Below are 17,848 nucleotides of genomic sequence, written 5' to 3' on the forward strand. Positions count from 1 at the left end.
CTCAGAGTCGAGCGACGGACTCGAGTACTCGTCTGGTGCGCGCCACCTCGTGCGCGCGAAAGACCGCGGCGCCCGCCAACGCCGCGATCGCGGTCGCGACGAGGGTGCCCTCGACGCGCTCGTGCAGTTCCACGCCGAGGGTCTCCCCGACGAAGTCCTTGTTGGACAGAGCCATCAGCACCGGCCACCCGGTCGCCACCAGAGCGTCCGTGTGCCGCACCAGCGCGAGGCTGTGCCATGTGTTCTTGCCGAAGTCGTGTGTGGGGTCGATCAGCACGCTCTTGCGAGGCACACCGAGTGCGACCACCCTCTCCGCGCGCGCCGTCGTCTCCGCGATGACGTCCGCGACGAGGTTCGGGTAACTAACCCTATGCGGACGCGTGCGGGGCACCGCACCGCCCGTGTGCGAGCAGACGTAGCCGGCGCCGTACTCCGCGGCGACCTCGGCCAGCTGCGGGTCCGCGCCCGCCCACGTGTCGTTGAGCAAATCGGCTCCGGCCTCGCAGACGAGCCGGCCGACGTCCGCGCGCCAGGTGTCGCTGCTGATGATCAGATCCGGGTAGGCGGCACGCACGCGGGCGATGAACGGCACGACGCGGCGCACTTCCTCGCCGGAGTCGACCAGATCACCCGGTCCGGCCTTCACGCCGCCGATGTCCACGATGTCCGCGCCCTCGTCCACGACGCGGTGCACGGCCTCCATGGCCACGTCCTCGGCGTAGGTGGCGCCCTTGTCGTAGAACGAGTCCGGAGTGCGGTTGATGATCGCCATCACCAGCGCGTGGTCGCGGACGACGGTCCGGCCGCGGAACTGGAGTTCGATCACATCCCGTGTCTACCAGGTGGTCCCCGACCTGTGCACATGGCGGACGTCTCATACTGCGTGGCGTGGAACTGGTGAAAGCGGTCGATGCGCTCTGGCAGCGCGGCTGGCTGCCGTACGACGTGCGCGAGATGGTGTCGCGTTCGCTCGATGAGTCGGCCGCCTCTCTCGTGGTGGACGTGATCGCTTTGTCCTGTTCGCCGCATCCTGCGGCGACGGTGCATCCGCGGTGGCAGCGTCAGCTGGACGAGATCGGCGCCTCGGTGTGGTGGGAGGGACCGCTGCTGGAGGCGTGGGCGACGCGTCACATCGAGACGATGTCGTACGCGAACCGCACGGCCGCGGAACTGCTGAAGTTCCTCGGGCGGTTGCCCTCGTTGCCGCAGATCCTGCCGTTGCCGGGCGACGTGCTGATGTCGGCCGTGCGCGCGGGGCTGGACCCGAAGGTGCTCAACCGGGTGCGCGGCCTGCTGGCAAAGGCCGAGTCGACGGCGTTCCCCGAGGAGGCGGAGGCGCTGTCGGCCAAGGCGCAGGAGCTGATGAACCGGCACGCGCTGGAGCGGGCGATGCTCGACGCGGACCTGCCTGCGGAGGCGACGTCGCGGCGGATGTGGCTGGACAAGAGCTACTTCAAGGAGAAGGCGCAGCTCGTGCACGTGGTGTCGGAGGCCTTCCGGTCGCGTGCGGTGGCATACGACGGGTTCGGGTTCATCGCTCTCGTCGGTGACGAGGTCGACCTGGAGAGCGTGGAGCTGCTGTCCACGTCTCTGCTCGTGCAGGCGACACGGGCGATGGTCGCCGTTGGCGGGCGGGCCGGTAAGGGCAGTGAGGCGCGCTCGCGGCCGTTCCGGAAGTCGTTCCTGGTGTCGTACGCCTCGCGGATCGGCGAACGGCTGGAGGCGATGGCGGCCGCGCCCGCTGCTCCGGACGACCCGATCGCCTCGGACGAGCGGTTGCTGCCGGTGCTCGCGGACCGCAAGCAGGCCGTGGACACGCTGTACGAGCAGATGTTCACGCGGACGCGCACCTCGCGCGTGACCGTGCGGTCGGCCGCCGGGTGGGGCGCGGGGCGTGCCGCCGCGGACCGCGCCGACATCGGGACCGGCCGGAACGCCGTGACATCGGGTTAGCCCTCCACCCCTTCGGGTGAACTCCCCGCATCACAACGGCCTCCAGGGCCCAACCCCGGAAAAACCGTCAGACCCCCTCCCTAACGTCGACCCCATGACATCCACCTTCCACAACGAGATCAAGTTCGGCGAGGTCCACTACCGGCTGAGCGCGACGACCGACTCCGACGATTCGATGGTGCTCGACCTGCTCGGCTCACTCGACTCGGGCGAGGTGATCGCGGACGGCCGCCTGCGCCTGCCGGTAGAGGGCGGCGTCACGGTCGGCAAGCTCCTCGCGCGGGTGCTGAGCGCCCACACGCGCCTGCGCACCCGCCCGTCCCGCCACGCGAACGCCAACCAGCCCTGGACCGAAGCCCTCGACACCGACCTGCGCGCAGCCTGGCTCACCCCGTCCGAGACCGACTCCCCGAAACTGATCAGGTCCCTGGCCGACGCCATGGAGCGCTCCCCCACGGCCATCCGGGCCCGCCTCGCCAGGGTGGGCTGCGACCCGGACGTGCCGGGCCGCGAACTCTCCGCCACAGCCGCCGTGCTCCTAGGGGCGAACTCAGGGAGCAGTCAGGGAAAGACCTGATTCGCGAGACCCTGTGCCCGGCGGATCCTGGAGCGACAGGCATCAGAGTCCCAGGGGGTACACAGTGGAAATCGGCGGCTTGTTCACCGCACTGCTCTTCGGAGCCATCATCGGCGGCATGGGCCGCCTGGTGGTCCCGGGCAGGCAGCACGTGTCGCTGCTCGCGACCATCCTCGTAGGCATCGTCGCCGCCCTGCTGGGCACCGCCGCCGCCACGGTCCTGGGCGTGGCCGACACCCCGGGAATCGACTGGATCGAACTGGCTCTCCAGGTAGGCCTCGCCGGCGCCGGCGTGACCCTGTGGGCCAACCGCTCCAGGCAGAAACTCCCCCGCTGACCCCAGGGCGAGGGCGGCCCAGCCGCCCACTCACCCCTCCGCCGACAGACCCGAGCCGCTCGCCCTCCGCGCGCCCACAAGCCACCGCGCCCGGACCGCACAGCGCCCAACGGGTCCGCCGGCTCCCCCCACTCGCGGCTGCCCTCATCCCGCGCAGCACTGCCGTCCCGCGCCTGAACGCGCTGAACTCCAGTGCTCCCAACGGGTCCGCAGCCTCGGTACCCGGCTGACCGCTGCCGCCGAGCGGCCATCGCGTGACGGCAGAACCCGTCACCGGTGCAGGCCACCGAATCCAGCGGATCTCACGACATCGGCATGCAGTGCCATCTCGAGCGGCCGCATCCCCGACTCACTCCCGCTACTCCTCCGGTTTCAGCGAAAGGTAGGCCGGGCGCAACAGGTCGGCCAGCGACGACCGGCCCACGGTGATCGGCACACCGTCGAGCTGATCGAGCACCGCGTCCGTGCGCACCACCGCCGTCGGGTCGCCGAAGTGGAGGTTCGACGTGGTCTGCCGCTGCCAGAACGTGTCCAGGCACCTCGTCAGCGGCGGCGCCTCCTCACGGGTCACGGTGGAACGCACCGTGCCGCGCAAGGCACGCAAGCGGTCGAGCAGGTCCTCGCGGCTGCGGCCGCGCCAGGCGAGGATCTCGAACGGGTCGTTGTCGAACGACTCGGCGAGCAGGTAACAGGTGGCGGCGAGGTGCTTGCACGGCACCTCCCAGTCCGGACAGCTGCAGTCCATCGTCATCTCGCGCTGCGTCGCGGGGAAGAGCCGCAGCCCCAGCGAGGCGAACAGCGTCTCGATGTCCGCTGGCATCTCGCCGGCCAGCAGTTTCGCGGCGTACAGGGCTTTGCCGGCCAGCGCGTGCTCGATGCGCTGCCATTCCTGGCCCGTGAACGACTTGATCGCGATCCGCGCCTTGTACGGCGTGGGCCGCGAGCCCTGCACCAGGGCGATGACCATGCTCGTGGACAGCGACAACGACAGCACCTGGCCCTGCCGCGCGTAGGTGCGGCCACGGGTCAGCCGGCCACCCATGCCGAACGACTCCAGCACCTCGATGAACCGGCGCGACCACCAGGTGGCGCCGATGTCACCGCGCTTGCTCTTGGCCTTGAGACCGTTGTCCACCTTGATGGTCTTGCCGTACCGGGGACGTTCGCCGGACCAGTGCTCACTCACCGATGGCCTCCCCGGAGAGCGTCAGCAGGTCGCGCAACTGCGAGGTGGACAGGTCGGTGAGCCAGTTCTCGCCGGCGCCGACCACCAGCTGGGCCAGCGCGCGCTTCTCCTCGATCATGGCGTCGATGCGCTCCTCCAGCGTGCCGATGCACACGAACTTGCGCACCTGCACGTTGCGGCGCTGGCCGATCCGGAACGCGCGGTCGGTCGCCTGGTCCTCGACCGCCGGGTTCCACCAGCGGTCCAGGTGGATCACGTGGTTCGCGGCGGTGAGGTTGAGGCCGGTGCCGCCCGCCTTGAGCGACAACAGGAACAGCGACGGCCCCGAGCTGCCCTGGAAGCGCTCGACCATGCGGTCGCGGGCCGCCTTGTTCGTGCCGCCGTGCAGGAACAACACCTCGGTGTCGAAGCGCGCGGCCAGGTACGGGACGAGCATGCTGCCGAACTCGGTGAACTGCGTGAAGCACAACGCTTTGTCGCCCTCGGCGAGCACTTCTTCGAGCACTTCCTCCAGGCGCGCGAGCTTGCCGGAGCGGCCGGCGACGCGGGAGCCGTCGCCGAGGAAGTGGGCGGGGTGGTTGCAGACCTGCTTGAGCTTCGACATGGTCGCGAGCACCAGTCCCTTGCGGCCGATGCCCTCCGCTTCCTCGATCTTCTCCAGCATGTCGTTGACGACGGCCTGGTAGAGCGAGGCCTGCTCGGTGGTGAGGTTGCAGAGCTGGCGCATCTCGACCTTGTCCGGCAGGTCGCTGATGATGCGCGGATCGGTCTTCACCCGGCGCAGCACGAACGGATTCGTGATCTTGCGCAGGCGGGCGGCGGCGTCCTGGTCGTTGTGGCGCTCCACCGGGACGGCGTAGCGGGCGCGGAACGTGTTGACCGTGCCGAGCACACCGGGGTTGGCGAAGTCCATGATCGACCAGAGCTCGGCCAGGCGGTTCTCGACGGGCGTGCCCGTGAGCGCGACGCGGTGACGTGCCTTGAGCTGGCGCACCGCCTGGGACTGACGGGTCGCGCTGTTCTTGATGTTCTGCGCCTCGTCGAGCACCACGCGGTCGAAGGTGAGCTCGCTCAGCGCGTCGGCGTCGCGCGCGGCCAGCGCGTAGGTGGTGAGGATCAGGTCGTGGCTCTCCACGGCTTCGCGCAGCGCGTCGCCGTCCAGCCGGTCCGCGCCGTGGTGCACGTGCACCGAGAGTTCCGGGGTGAACCGCGCTGCCTCGCGTTGCCAGTTGCCGACGACCGACATCGGGCAGATCAGCAACGTCGGCGGCCTCTTGCCGTCGGCGCGGTTCAACGCCTCCAGCGCCAGCAGCTGAACGGTCTTCCCGAGGCCCATGTCGTCGGCCAGGCACGCACCGAGACCGATCTTGTCCAGGAACGCGAGCCACGCCAGGCCGCGCTGCTGGTACGGGCGCAGCCGCGCGAGGAAGTTCTCCGGCGGCTCGACGGGTTCGAGCTGCTCGTCGGCCTTGCCGGACAACAGGTCGCCGAGCCAGCCGTCCGCCTCGACGGACATCAGCGGGAGCGGCAGGCTCTCGTCCTCCTCTGTAAGTCCACTGTGGAGCATGACCTCGGCGGCGGTCATCTGCCCGCCGCCGCGCCTGAGGAACGCGAGCCCGGCGGCGAGCCGCTTCTGGTCGACCTGCACCCACTGGCCGCGCACCTTGACCAGCGGCACCTTCGCCCTGGCCAGTTCGGCGAGCTCGGCGTCGGTCAGCGTGTCCTCACCGAGGGCGAGCTCCCACTTGTAGTCCACGATGGACTTCAAGCCGATCTCGCTCTCCTTGGCGACGGTGCCGGCGGTGCCGCGGCTCTTCGTGGTGAGCTTCAGGCCCAGCTTGGTCGTCTGCTGCCACCACGACGGCAGCAGCACGCCGAAGCCGGCCTGCGCCAGCACCGGGGCGGCGGTCAGGAACCGGTACGCGCCCTCCGCGCTGACCTCCATCTCGGCGGGGTGCGAGCCGCGCAACGCCTCGTCCAGGTCGGGGTGCAGCTTGCTCGCGCGGCCGAGGTCGGCCAGCAGGTGCTCCTGCGGTGCCGGGATCCAGCGCCGCAGGACGCTGTCGTCCGCGAACCAGACCTGCTGCGCGGGAACGAGAACGCTCGGCTCGTCGACGGCCTGCAGCAGGAACTCGACGGCCCACTCCTCGTCGTCGCGCTGCTCCGGCGAGCGCAGCCGGAAGCAGGTGCGCACGGGGCTCTCGTTGCCCGCGCTGTCGCGCCAGCGGTCCAGTTGCTCGCGCAGTTCGTAGAGCTCGACGGGGTCCGCGTCGAACGCGGGCTCGCCGGTGAGTGCGTCGAGCCAGGACTCCGCCGTCGTCGCGCGCCCACGTCGCGCCGGGGCGAGAGCGGTGCCGCTCAGCCGGCTCCGCACCTGCTCGTCGACTGTGGTCGTCAGTGCCGCGCGCACGAGCTCCGCCGGGTCGCTGACGATCTGCTCGCACCGGCAGGCGGGCGGCATCGCGGCCTGCAACGCCGCGAACCGCGCCGAATCCGTTCCCGAGAGCACCGGCACCCACTGCGCGACGGGCCGGTCCGGCGCGACCGACGGCAGCACGCGGCCGCGGTCGACCAGGTCGGTGGCGAACCCGGCCACGTCGAACACGAACCGCGCGGAGTCGCTCAGCCGCACCTCGGCGCCGCGTTCGGGGGCACCGTCGAGACGGATCGTGGGCACGCCCCACTGCCGCAGCTGCACCTTGCCGCGCTGCGCTCGTCCCGCCGCCAGCGGGTCGCGCACCAGTTCGGGCGACGCCATCGGCCCCGACGAGAACGACGGCAGCAGCAACGCCCGTGTGGTCGTTTTGCGCGGTTCCTGCCCGAGCGCGGCGGCCAGCGACTCGGCCGACGCCGCGAACGGATGTGGCGCGTCGCGACGCGTGCTCTCGCTGCGTGCGGGCAGCCCGGAGTCTTCGGCCCACAGTGCGAGAACACCGTCGGTCGTGCACAGGCCATGCAGTACGAGCACCTCTGAAGCCTATGTGCTCACATTGGCGCCATGGTCGAAGACTCCCCTGTCGTGCTGGACGGTCAGTCCCTCAGCGCCGACGAGGTGGTGCGCGTCGCGCGGTACCACTCGCCGGTGGCCCTGCACGCTGATGGCCTCGCACGCCTCGAAGCGTCGTGGGGTGCCAGCCAGCGCCTTGTGGTGCGACGACAGGTGTACGGCCGCACGACCGGCGTCGGCGCGAACCGCGACCAGATCATCAGCACGGAGGGCTGGGCCGAGCACGGCCTGCGCCTGCTGCGCAGCCACGCGGGCGGGCTCGGCGGCATGCTCCCCGAGGAGCAGGTGCGCGCCATGATGGTCGTGCGACTCAACCAACTCCTCGCGGGCGGCGCCGGCGTGCGCAGAGCCGTGGCCGACGCACTCCTCGCCGCGCTGAACAGCAGCTGCTACCCCGGCGTCCACGAGTACGGCGCCATCGGCACGGGCGACCTCACCGCACTCGCCGAAACCGGCCTGACCCTGCTCGGCGAGCGCTACTGGCTCGGCTCCACGCAGACCCCGGACCCGATCGAACTCGACTCGGGCGACGCGCTGGCGTTGATCAGCAGCAACGCCCTCACCATCGGCATGGCGGGCCTGGCCTGGCAGGACGCGCACCAGCTCCTCAAGGCCACGCACGTCGTCGCGGCGCTGTCGTTCCTCGCCGTGGACGGAGCCGTCGAGGCCTACGACGAACGCGTCCACCTGGGCCGCCCGCACCCGGGACAGGTGGCCGTGGCCGCCGAGATGCGCCGCCTGATCGGCGAACCACCACGCCCGCCGGCGCGCATCCAGGACCCGTTCGGCTACCGCTGCTTCCCGCAGATCCACGGCCCGGCCGTCGACGCCGCCACCGACCTGGCCCGCGTGCTCGACGTCGAGTTCAACGCCGCCGCCGAGAACCCGCTGATCGTCTCCGACCACTTCGGACCGGAGGACGACGCCGCCTACCACCACGGCGCCTTCCACAGCGCGTACCTGGGCCAGGCACTCGACCGGCTCCGGCTCTCGATGCTGCACACCGGCCACATCTCGACCGCCCGCCTCGCCACGCTCGTCGAGCCGAGCTTCACCGGCCTGCGCCCGTTCCTCGCCGAGGGCGTGCCCGGCAGTTCGGGCGTGATGATCCTCGAGTACAGCGCCAACTCCGCGCTGGCCGAGGTCCGCACCCTCGCCGAACCCGCGAGCATCGGCAACGCCGTCGTGTCGCGCGGCCAGGAGGAGAACTCGAGCTTCGCCTTCCAGTCCGCCTCCCAGGCCCTGCGCTCGCTGAGCGCGTTCCGCCTCGTCCTCGCGTGCGAAGTCGTGGCCGCCGTCCGCGCCCTGCGGCTACGCGGCATCACGCCTCAGACCGCGTCGCTGCGCGCCGCCTTCGAGACCGCCGAGTCGAAGCTCAACCCGGACATGTCCGACCGCCAGCTCAGCCCGGACGTCGAGGTCGCCTCGGCACTGCTGGACGACTTCGCCTCCTGCTGAGATGCGGGCTTGATCTCCACCGAACTGGAGCTTTTACGGTGGGACGCGACCGGTTGATCCAGGTGGGGGATGTGGTGGCGGTGCGTGCTGTCCGTGTGCACGAGTTCGGTGGTCCCGAGGTGCTCCGCGTGGAAGAGGTTCCCGCGCCGGTGGCAGGTCCGGGACAGGTGGTGGTGGGCGTGGAGGTCGCCGACGTGATCTTCCTCGACACGCTGCTGCGCAACGGCTGGGGCGGCGAGTTCTTCCCGCTGACCCTTCCCTACGTGCCAGGCGGAGGCGGCGCGGGCCACGTGCTCTCGGTCGGCGAAGGCGTGGACCCGGCGTGGCTGGGCCGGCACGTCATCAGCCGCGGATCGGGCGGCTACGCGGAGCAGATGGTCTTCCCCGCAGAGGAGATCGTCGCAGTACCCGACGGCCTGACCTCGGCCGAGGCTGCGGCCCTGGTGCACGACGGCGTCACCGCACTCATGCTCGCCCGCCGCGTGGAGATCAAGAAGGACGAGTGGGTCCTGGTGGCCGCCGCGACGGGCGGCGCGGGTTCGCTGCTCGTACAACTCCTGCGCGACGCAGGCGCACGAGTCGTCGCCGCGGCCCGCGGTGAACGCAAGCTCGCGCTGAGCCGTGAACTGGGCGCGGACCTGGCCGTCGACTACTCGCTGGACGGCTGGCAGGACCAGGTCCGCGAGGCAACGGGCGGCGTCGGCGTGGCCTTCGACGGCGCGGGAGGACCACTCGGCAGGGCCGTGTTCGAGACGGTGGCCGACGGCGGCCGCTTCGTCACCTACGGCACCTCGGACGGCTTCGCCGACATCGATCCGGACCTGGCGGCCCGCCGGCAGGTGCACGTGGACAACGTGCTGTCGGCCGGGCCACCCGACCCGGCGACCGTGCGTGAACTCCTCACGGACGCGCTCGCCCTCACCGCGCAGGGCCGGCTCCGGCCGGTGATCGGCGCGACTTACCCGTTGGCGGAGGCCGAGAAGGCTCACCGCTCGCTCGAGGAACGCGCCACCCTCGGCAAGTCACTGCTGTTGGTCTGACCACTCAAGCGGCCAGGGTTGGGCTCGGTCGTGGGCGGCTGGTCTGGGGTAGGCGGATGCGTGGCGGCGGCAGCCGGGAGAGCCGGCGGTCGCCGAGAAAGGGGTGGCGGCTGCAGCCGAGGTGGCGGTGCGGCCGCAGCCGGCGGTGGGATGGCGACAGCAGCAGTGGCGAGGTAACCGGTGGCGGGGTGGCAGGCCGGTGGCGGGGTGGCAGGCCAGTGGCGGGGTGGCAGGCCAGTGGCGGGGTGGCAGGCCAGTGGCGGGGTGGCAGGCCAGTGGCGGGGTGGCAGGCCAGTGGCGGGGGCACCGGCAACCGCAACGGCTGGCAAGCCGGTGGCGAGGTGGCTGCAGCCCTTCAGGGGTGACGGGGTGCGGCCAACCGCAGTGGTGGGTGGCGGGTTGCGGTTGCGGTTGGCGGTGGCGGGGTGGCGCGAGCCGTCCGGTGACAGGGTGGCGATGGCAGAGACGGTAGAGCGGCGGCAGGAGTGACGTCGGCAAGTAGGCAGTCGGTGGCGGCGGTACCTGGAGTGGCAGCAGGCCGTGAGTGGCACCACCACCCGCGCAGCCACCACCAGGCAGCCACCACCGGGCAGTTGCCGCCACCGGGCAGTTGCCGCCACCGGGCAGTTGCCGCCACCGGGCAGTTGCCGCCACCGGGCAGTTGCCGCCACCGGGCAGTCGCCGGTGCCGGGTTGCGCCGCCGTCCCTGGTGCGGCGCGACCCGGCGGGGAGCGGCGTCAGCCTCCTGCCACCGACGGCAGGATCTGGATCTCGGCGCCTGACGGGAGTGGGGTGGCCGGGCCTGCCAGGCGGCGGCACTCCTCGCCGTTGACGTAGAAGTTCACGTAGCGGCGCAGGGCGGCGCGTTCGTCGCGCAGGCGGCGGTCCAGTTGCGGGTAGGTGTCGGCCAGGACGTCCAGGGCTGCTCCCAGGGTGGCCGGGTCCGGGACTTCCACGTCCAGGTGGGCGGCGCCGTCGGTGGCGGCGCGGAGGACGCCTGGGATCAGGACCTTCACCTTCACGTCGGGACCACCGCCGCTCGGACCGACATCACGTCCGGGAGGTGGGCTGCCACGCGGTGCCAGGTCTCGCCCTCGTCCGGGCTGGCGTAGACCTCGCCCGAGCGGGAGCCGAAGTAGACGCCGGGGACTTCGGCGTCGTCGGTGCACATGGCGTCGCGCATCACCGCTGTCCAGAAGTCGTCGGGCAGGCCTTCGCCCAGGGCCTGCCAGGTGGCGCCGGCGTCTTGGGAGCGGTAGACGCGGCACTTGCCTTCCGGTGGGAAGCGGCGGCCGTCCGCCTCGATCGGGAACGTGAAGATCGTGTCCGGGTCGTGGGGGTGGACGACCATGGCGAAGCCGAAGTCGGTGGGCAGGCCGTCGGCGATCGACTGCCAGGTGTCGCCTCCGTCGTCGCTGCGGTAGACGCCGTGGTGGTTCTGGGCGTAGAAGCGCGAAGGCACCGCGGGGTGCTGGGCCACCTTGTGGACGCACTGGCCGAACTCCGGCCACGGGTCCGGGAAGAAGTACGCCTTGATGCCCTTGTTGCGGGCTTCCCAGGACTTGCCGCCGTCGGCGGTGCGGTAGACGCCGCCGGTCGACATCGCCACCAGCAGCCGGTCCGGGTCCACCGGGTCGGGCACGATCGTGTGGACGGCCTGGCCGCCGAAGCCCGCCTCCCACTCCGGGCGGTGCGGGTGGTTCCAGAGGCCCTCGACGAACTCGAACGAGCGGCCTCCGTCGGAGGACTTGAACAGCGCCGACGGCTGGGTACCCGCCCAGACCACGCCCGGCTGCGCGGCCGGTGCGGGCTGGAGCTGCCAGACGCGTTCGAGGGCCGCGTCGTCCACCGGGAACGCGATCGGCGGCGTGGACGACTCCTCCCAGGTGGCGCCCAGGTCGTCCGAGATGGACACTCCCGGGCCGAAGTGCGGTGAGGACACACCCGCCATCAGACGAAGGCCCGAACGCGAGTCGAACGCGACCGCGTACACCTCCTGCATCGCGTGGTGCGGCCCGTCGACCTGCCACGAGATCCGATCCTCACTGCGGGCGAGCCACAGCCCCTTGCGCGTACCGATCGCCACAACCACCGTCATCGCAACGCAGCCTCCCAGCCTGGAGATGTGATGCGGAGCACGTTACGCCGGGGGTCTGACAATTTCTGAGGGCGAGGGAAACCCCACGTAGACCCACAAGTTACTCACTGGTAGCGTCCGAAAGAAGAGACGCAAGGAGGCGCCAGTGCTGCTCGACCCGAACCACTACGACCCCGCCCACCTCGACGACGAGACGCGGCGCCTGCTCAGGGCGACCGTCGACTGGTTCGAGGCCCGCGGCAAGCGGCAGCTCATCGCGGACGCGCAGGACAAGGTCTGGTACACCGAGTTCCTCGACTTCGTGAAGCGCGAGAAGCTCTTCGCCACCTTCTGCACGCCCGCGAGCGTCGACGGCACCAAGCGTTGGGACGCCGCCCGCAACGCCGCGTTCAGCGAGGTGCTCGGCTTCTACGGCCTGCAGTACTGGTACGCCTGGCAGGTCACGGTCCTCGGACTCGGTCCGATCTGGATGAGCGGCAACGAGAAGGCCAAGCAGAAGGCGGCGGCCCTCCTCGACAGCGGCGCGGTCTTCGCGTTCGGCCTCTCCGAGAAGGAGCACGGCGCCGACGTCTACAGCACCGACATGATCGTCACGAAGACGGAGACCGGCTACACCGCCACCGGCAGCAAGTACTACATCGGCAACGGCAACGTCGCCGGCATGGTCAGCGTCTTCGGCAAGCTCGCGGGCTCCGACGAGTACGTCTTCTTCGCCGTCGACAGCCAGCACGAGAACTTCGAGCTGGTCAAGAACGTCGTCGACAGCCAGATGTTCGTGAGCGAGTTCCGCCTCAACGCCTACCCCCTCACCGACGCCGACGTCCTGCACCGCGGCCCCGACGCGTTCTCCGCCGCGCTCAACACCGTCAACGTCGGCAAGTTCAACCTCTGCACGGCCAGCATCGGCATCTGCGAGCACTCGTTCTACGAGGCGATCACCCACGCCCACAACCGGATCCTCTACGGCAACCCGGTCACGAACTTCCCGCACGTGCGCCAGAACTTCGTCGACGCCTACGCACGCCTCACCGCCATGAAGCTCTTCGCGGACCGCAGCGTCGACTACTTCCGCAGCGCCGGCGAGAACGACCGCCGCTACCTGCTCTTCAACCCCATCACCAAGATGAAGGTGACGAGCGAGGGCGAGAACGTCATCGACCTGCTCTGGGACGTCATCGCCGCCAAGGGTTTCGAGAAGGACACCTACTTCACCCGCGCCACGGCCGACATCCGCGCGCTGCCCAAGCTCGAAGGCACAGTGCACGTGAACCTGGCCCTGGTGCTCAAGTTCATGCCGAACTACCTCTTCAACCCCAAGGCCTACGACGAGGTCCCGACGCGTCACGACGCGACGGACGACGACTTCTTCTGGCACCAGGGTCCCGCGCGTGGCCTCGGCAAGATCCAGTTCCACGACTGGGAGCCGATCTACACCGAGCACGCTCACCTGCCCAACGTGGCGCTGTTCCACGAGCAGGCCAAGGCCATCAGGACGCTGCTGACCACGGCGGCGCCGGACGAGGCCCAGCAGAAGGACCTCGACTTCCTGCTCAACCTCGGCCACCTCTTCACCCTGGTCGTCTACGGCCAGCTGGTCCTCGAGCAGGCGAAGATCACGGGCACCGACCAGCACGTGCTCGACCAGATCTTCGACGTCCTGGTCCGCGACTTCGCCGGCTACGCGACCGCCCTGCACGGCAAGGCCAGCAGCACCGAGGCCCAGCAGCAGTGGGCGGTGCAGCAGATCCGCAAGCCGCACGTCGACCAGGCCCGTTTCGACGCCGTCTGGCAGCAGGTGGAAGCGCTCTCCGGCCGCTACGAGATGCGCCCCTAGGTCTGGTAGCGCTCCAACGCCGCGATCATGAGTTCGAGGCCGAACTCGAACTCGTGATCGTGGTCGTAGGTCCCGAGCTCACCGATCACCTCGGCGGACAACGGGAACGCCGACACGTCGACGTCCGCATAGGACGACAGCGCGATCCCGCCGAGCTCCGGCGAGGTCGCGACCTCCCTCATCAGGGTGCCCAGCAGGTACGACACCATCGCCCGCATCATCCCGACGGCGATCTTGCCCCGGAACCCCGCGCGGTCGAAGTTCATCAGCGCCGCCTCGATCGTCCGGAACCCCGCCTCGCTGCTCAGCCGGCGCGTCGCCAGCATCACGAACGCGCGGGGGTGCCGGCGCGCCAGCTCCCGCACGGCACGGGCGTGCGCCCGGATGTGATCACGCCAGTCGTCGCTGTCGACGTGGTACGGCCGCGCGTCCGCCATGATCCGTTCAGCGGCCAGGTCCACCAGCACGGCCTTGTTCGGCACGTGGTTGTACAGCGACATCGTGCCCGCGCCCAGCTCGGCGGCCAGCCGCCGCATCGAGACGGCCTCGACGCCCTCGCATTCGATCAACCGCACGGCCGCATCCACGATGCGGTCGCGGGTCAGCGGTTCACGTGACGACGACACTGGCGGAGACCGCACGACGTGGAGTAGCTTCCCTGCGACGTACGGCGTACGTAGGAGGGTCGGCCGGTATGACCGAGTCCAAGGCGCTCAGAGCGCTGCGTGAAGCGATCGTCTTGGAGCACATGGAGTCGCAGAACGACCACGACTTCGACACCTCTCTGAACACGTTTCCGCACCCCCGGTACGAGATCATGGCGTCCGGCCAGGTCTTCGAAGGCGTGGACGCGGTTCGCGGCTACTGGCAACGCACCCGCGCGGCGTTCCCCGACCAGCGGAACAAGATCATCGACGTCCACCACGCCGACGACGCCGTGATCGTGGAGTTCGAACTGCAGGGCACGCACCTGGGCAGCCTCATCGGCGAAGAAGTTACCGGACGGTCGTTCAAGGTCAGGATGGCCGGTTTCTTCCTGTTCGACAAGGACGTCCTCGTCTGCGAGCGGATCTACGGCGACACGGCGACCGTCATGGGCCAGCTCGGCATGCTCGACGTCCCCGAGAAGTTCTAGAACACGACACGAACCTCCCCGACGACCTGCCCGCCGCCGAGCACCGGCACGGACAGGGACTCCTTCGCGGTCGACACGTCGAACCCCATGGCCGCCAGCGCGGTGAGCCCGATCGCCGTCGTGGCACGGGGATTGCCGTCGAGCACCTTCACCGCGACCGCGTGCCCGGCGGCGGTCGCCAGCACCAGCACACCCTCCGCGCCGCCCTTGGCCACCACGCCCGTCAGCTGCTGCATGACCACGGTGTTCACGTGCCCGGTCCCGCCGACGTACTCGGGAAACCCGCGCATGGCATCGGCGACGGGTGTGCGCACCAACCCCTGCATCGCCTGCGCCAAGCCGTGCAACGACAACGCGTACACGGGCGCACCACAGCCATCGATCGCCGTGTGCACAACGGACTCTCCGGACAACTCCTCCACCGTCCGCATCACCAGCCGCTGCAACGGATGCGAAGGTTCCAGGTAGGTCTGCGTCGGCCACCTCGCCGCCACGCACGCCGCGAGCATCGCCGCGTGCTTGCCGGAACAGTTCATCCGCACCCGAGAAGGTTCCGTCAGCCGTTGGCGCGTCTCCTCGTCCTCCGGCCAGGACGGCGGGCAGCGCAGCAACCCGATCGGCAGCCCGCCGAGCAGCTGCATCACCAGCTCGACGTGCCGGTTCTCCCCCGTGTGCGACCCTGCCGCGATCGCCAGCGCGGGCCCGGCCAGCGGCGCTCCGGCGGACAGGCACGCCAGCGCCTGGAACGGCTTCATGCACGACCGCGGCAGCACCGGGTCCTCCACCGCGCCAACGGAAACACCCACGGCTCCGGACGGCAGCAGGCCGACGACGCTGCCGTGGTGCAGGCTCTCCACGAACCCCGACCGGGTCACCTCAGCGAGCAGTGCGGGCACGAGCAGCCTCCAGCCGGTGGGCCAGCCTGGACAGCGCCAGGTTGACCACGAGGTAGACGAACGCGACGACGATGAAGGTCTGGATCAGCAGGCCGTTGTAGTTCGCGAGCACCCGTCCGTTGAACAACAACTCCGTGTAGGACACGACATATCCCAGCGAGGTGTCCTTCAACAGGCTGACGGCCTGGGTCACGAGCAACGGCGTCATGTGCCGCACGGCCTGTGGCAGCACCACGAACCGCGTCACCACACCGTCCGGCATGCCCAGCGACAACCCCGCCTCGCGCTGACCGGGATCGACCGCCGAGACCCCTGCCCGGAAGATCACCGCGTAGGACGCCGCGTGCGACAACGCGAGCGGCACCACGAGCTTCCAGAACAGCGGCAGGTTCATCCCGAACGACGGCAGCACGAACAGCATCACGTACACGAGCAGCAGCACTGGAACCGTGCGCATGACCTCGGCGTAGCCGCGAGTGAACCGGTTGGGCCGCAACGCGAGCAGCAACCCACCCGCCATCGCCAGCACCCCCGTCGCGCACGCCGCCACCACCGTCGACCACAGGCCCCCGAGCAGATAACGCCACACGGGCCAGGTCAGATACGGCCTCCACCGAACCGGCTCCAGCTGCCCACCGGCCGCGAACTGCCGCAACCCCAGCGCGACGAGCCCGACGAGCACCAGCCCGGACACCACGGAGACCCAGAAGACCCGGCGGCGGAACCGGGGACCAGGAACGTCGAACATCAGGCCAGCCGCCGTTCCAGCACGCGCGCCCCGAACCCGATTCCGGCGGCCATCACCAGATAACAGAGCCCGACGCCGGTGAAGACCAGCAACGGCTGCGCGAGCTCCAGGTTGATCCGTTGCGCCGCACGGGTCATGTCCACTACTCCGACCACACCAGCGAGAGCCGTCGCCATCGTCAGCGCGATCGCGATGTTCGCCAACGGCTGCACGACGTTCTTCAAGGCCTGCGGCAGGATCACGTGCCGCAACGACTGCCGGAACGACAGCCCCAGCGCCCGCGCGGCCTCCCCCTGCCCGGACGCCACCGAGTTCACGCCCGACCGCAACGCCTCCGCCACGAAGGCCGCCTCGTAGAGCGCGATCGCCGTGAACGCCGTCCAGAACAACGGCATCTTCACGCCCACCTCCGGCAGCCCGAACACGAACAGCACCAGCCAGGCGAGCAGCGGGACGTTCCGCCACACCTCCACGTAGACCGCGCCGGCCGCGCGCAACAGCGGTACCGGCACGATCCTCGTGACGGCCACCAGCACCCCGGCGAGCAGCGCGCCGGCGAACGACAGCAGGGTCAGGGCGACGGTGTTCAGAAAGCCTTCGAGGACCAGGCTCATGAGGCGATCGCGGGTGGCGCCGGCGCGTCGCCGGTGACCACGGTGCCGATCGTCTGCTTCCAGACCTCCTGCCACAGCCCCGACTTGCCGAGCTCGCGCAGCCAGTCGTTCACGAACGCCGTGAACTCGGCGTCCCCGTGCTTGATGCCGATGCCGTACGGGTCCTCGGTGAACGGCTCGCCGACGAGCTGCAGCTCGCTGTCCTTGGAGGCGTCGGCGACCAGAATCGCCTGGTCCTGCACGTAGGCCTCGCCGCGGCCCTGCTTCAGCGCCGTCAGGCACTCGGGATCGGAGCCGAACTCGACGATCTTCGCGGTGGGCGCCGCGTCCTGGACTGCCTTCACGCCGGGCGTGTTCGCGCCGACGATGACGGTCCTGCCGGCCAGGTCGGCGGGTGCGGAGATGCCGGACGTGCCCTTGCGCACCGCGATCGACTGCCCCGACTGGTAGTACGGCCCGGCGAACGAGACGCGCTCCTCACGCGCGGGCGTGATCGTGTAGGTCTGGATGATCACGTCGACGGTGCCGTTGGCCAGCAACGGTTCGCGCGTCTCCGACGTCGCGGAGAGCAGCTCCGTCGAGGGTTTGCCGACGATGTAGTGGGCGAGCAGCTTGCCCAGGTAGGCGTCGAAACCCGTGAGCTCGCCGCTGATCGGGTCGAGCTGGGACAGCAGCGGTGCGTCCTGGGAGCCGCCGATCAGCAGCTCGCCCCGCTTCCTGATGCGGTCTACCGCCGAGCCAGGTGTCACCTGACCTGCGTAAACGGGTGCCTTGGCGAGCAGGGCGTCGATCTTGCCACCGCCTGGCACCGCCTCCGAGCCACCGGAGCACCCGGCCACGAAGAGCAACAGAGCGGCTACGAACAGTCTCCCCATGCGGCGAAGCTACTGAGCGCGGTGAATCGGGCACAAGATACGACAAAGCCGCTTGTCCAATAGTGGACAGGCGGCTTGTCTAGATCAGAT

General features: G+C 69.9%; 17 protein-coding genes. 7 read left to right on the forward strand and 10 right to left on the reverse strand.

What is annotated here, in order from left to right; all coding sequences use genetic code 11:
- Position 1: 1 nt before the first annotated feature.
- Entirely contained in the window at positions 2–826 is an 825-nt protein-coding gene (folP, locus tag SK571_RS24140) for a dihydropteroate synthase (protein WP_319986371.1), read from the reverse strand.
- A gap of 62 nt (positions 827–888) precedes the next feature.
- Here folP and SK571_RS24145 point away from each other — a divergent pair, with 62 nt between their 5' ends.
- The 3 genes from SK571_RS24145 to SK571_RS24155 all read left to right on the forward strand — a co-directional run bounded on the left by SK571_RS24145 (position 889) and on the right by SK571_RS24155 (position 2,867).
- A complete protein-coding gene (locus SK571_RS24145; RefSeq protein WP_319986372.1) occupies positions 889–1,953 on the forward strand; it encodes a DUF2786 domain-containing protein in 1,065 nt (354 codons plus the stop codon).
- Positions 1,954–2,047: 94 nt separating this feature from the next.
- Positions 2,048–2,530, forward strand: coding sequence for a hypothetical protein (locus tag SK571_RS24150; RefSeq protein ID WP_319986373.1), 483 nt, complete (start codon positions 2,048–2,050; stop codon positions 2,528–2,530).
- Positions 2,531–2,594: 64 nt separating this feature from the next.
- Entirely contained in the window at positions 2,595–2,867 is a 273-nt protein-coding gene (locus SK571_RS24155) for a GlsB/YeaQ/YmgE family stress response membrane protein (RefSeq protein WP_319986374.1), read from the forward strand.
- 358 nt (positions 2,868–3,225) lie between these two features.
- Here SK571_RS24155 and SK571_RS24160 read toward each other — a convergent pair whose 3' ends face one another.
- Both SK571_RS24160 and SK571_RS24165 read right to left on the reverse strand, forming a co-directional pair.
- Positions 3,226–4,053, reverse strand: coding sequence for an SWIM zinc finger family protein (locus tag SK571_RS24160; RefSeq protein ID WP_319986375.1), 828 nt, complete (start codon positions 4,051–4,053; stop codon positions 3,226–3,228).
- Positions 4,046–7,021, reverse strand: a complete 2,976-nt coding sequence (locus tag SK571_RS24165) for a DEAD/DEAH box helicase (protein WP_319986376.1) — start codon at positions 7,019–7,021, stop codon at positions 4,046–4,048. The genes SK571_RS24160 and SK571_RS24165 overlap by 8 nt, the downstream gene beginning before the upstream one ends.
- A 30-nt stretch (positions 7,022–7,051) precedes the next feature.
- Between SK571_RS24165 and SK571_RS24170 the strand changes: the two genes are divergently transcribed.
- On the forward strand, positions 7,052–8,518 hold the full coding sequence (locus tag SK571_RS24170; RefSeq protein WP_319986377.1) for an aromatic amino acid ammonia-lyase: 1,467 nt from the start codon (positions 7,052–7,054) through the stop codon (positions 8,516–8,518).
- Positions 8,519–8,598: 80 nt separating this feature from the next.
- Positions 8,599–9,558, forward strand: coding sequence for a zinc-binding dehydrogenase (locus SK571_RS24175; protein ID WP_319986378.1), 960 nt, complete (start codon positions 8,599–8,601; stop codon positions 9,556–9,558).
- Positions 9,559–10,295: 737 nt separating this feature from the next.
- On the opposite strand, the gene SK571_RS24180 is transcribed toward SK571_RS24175, so the two are convergent.
- Positions 10,296–10,580, reverse strand: a complete 285-nt coding sequence (locus tag SK571_RS24180; protein ID WP_258948935.1) for a MoaD/ThiS family protein — start codon at positions 10,578–10,580, stop codon at positions 10,296–10,298.
- Positions 10,577–11,656, reverse strand: a complete 1,080-nt coding sequence (locus SK571_RS24185) for a WD40/YVTN/BNR-like repeat-containing protein (RefSeq protein ID WP_319986379.1) — start codon at positions 11,654–11,656, stop codon at positions 10,577–10,579. Before SK571_RS24185 ends, SK571_RS24180 begins: the two co-directional genes overlap by 4 nt.
- 145 nt (positions 11,657–11,801) lie before the next feature.
- Here SK571_RS24185 and SK571_RS24190 point away from each other — a divergent pair, with 145 nt between their 5' ends.
- Positions 11,802–13,490 carry an acyl-CoA dehydrogenase family protein gene (locus SK571_RS24190; RefSeq protein WP_319986380.1) on the forward strand — a complete coding sequence of 563 codons (1,689 nt, stop codon included), beginning with the start codon at positions 11,802–11,804 and terminating at the stop codon, positions 13,488–13,490.
- On the opposite strand, the gene SK571_RS24195 is transcribed toward SK571_RS24190, so the two are convergent.
- Positions 13,487–14,131: a TetR/AcrR family transcriptional regulator C-terminal domain-containing protein gene (locus SK571_RS24195; protein ID WP_319986381.1), complete on the reverse strand. Its 645-nt coding sequence runs from the start codon at positions 14,129–14,131 to the stop codon at positions 13,487–13,489. The genes SK571_RS24190 and SK571_RS24195 overlap by 4 nt on opposite strands.
- 53 nt (positions 14,132–14,184) lie before the next feature.
- On the opposite strand from SK571_RS24195, the gene SK571_RS24200 reads away from it, so the two are divergent.
- On the forward strand, positions 14,185–14,625 hold the full coding sequence (locus tag SK571_RS24200; protein WP_319986382.1) for an ester cyclase: 441 nt from the start codon (positions 14,185–14,187) through the stop codon (positions 14,623–14,625).
- On the opposite strand, the gene SK571_RS24205 is transcribed toward SK571_RS24200, so the two are convergent.
- The 4 genes from SK571_RS24205 to SK571_RS24220 are packed head-to-tail and all read right to left on the reverse strand — an operon-like array spanning position 14,622 to position 17,758.
- Positions 14,622–15,521, reverse strand: coding sequence for an asparaginase (locus SK571_RS24205; RefSeq protein WP_319986383.1), 900 nt, complete (start codon positions 15,519–15,521; stop codon positions 14,622–14,624). The two genes, SK571_RS24200 and SK571_RS24205, sit on opposite strands and share 4 nt — an antisense overlap.
- Positions 15,502–16,269, reverse strand: a complete 768-nt coding sequence (locus SK571_RS24210; RefSeq protein WP_319986384.1) for an amino acid ABC transporter permease — start codon at positions 16,267–16,269, stop codon at positions 15,502–15,504. The genes SK571_RS24205 and SK571_RS24210 overlap by 20 nt, the downstream gene beginning before the upstream one ends.
- The gene (locus SK571_RS24215; RefSeq protein WP_319986385.1) at positions 16,269–16,883 is read right to left on the reverse strand and encodes an amino acid ABC transporter permease; all 615 of its coding nucleotides are present in this window, start codon (positions 16,881–16,883) and stop codon (positions 16,269–16,271) included. Before SK571_RS24215 ends, SK571_RS24210 begins: the two co-directional genes overlap by 1 nt.
- Positions 16,880–17,758: a glutamate ABC transporter substrate-binding protein gene (locus tag SK571_RS24220; protein ID WP_319986386.1), complete on the reverse strand. Its 879-nt coding sequence runs from the start codon at positions 17,756–17,758 to the stop codon at positions 16,880–16,882. The genes SK571_RS24215 and SK571_RS24220 overlap by 4 nt, the downstream gene beginning before the upstream one ends.
- Positions 17,759–17,848: the final 90 nt, after the last annotated feature.

Source organism: Lentzea kristufekii (genome assembly GCF_033949925.1).
GTDB classification, from domain to species: domain Bacteria; phylum Actinomycetota; class Actinomycetes; order Mycobacteriales; family Pseudonocardiaceae; genus Lentzea; species Lentzea kristufekii.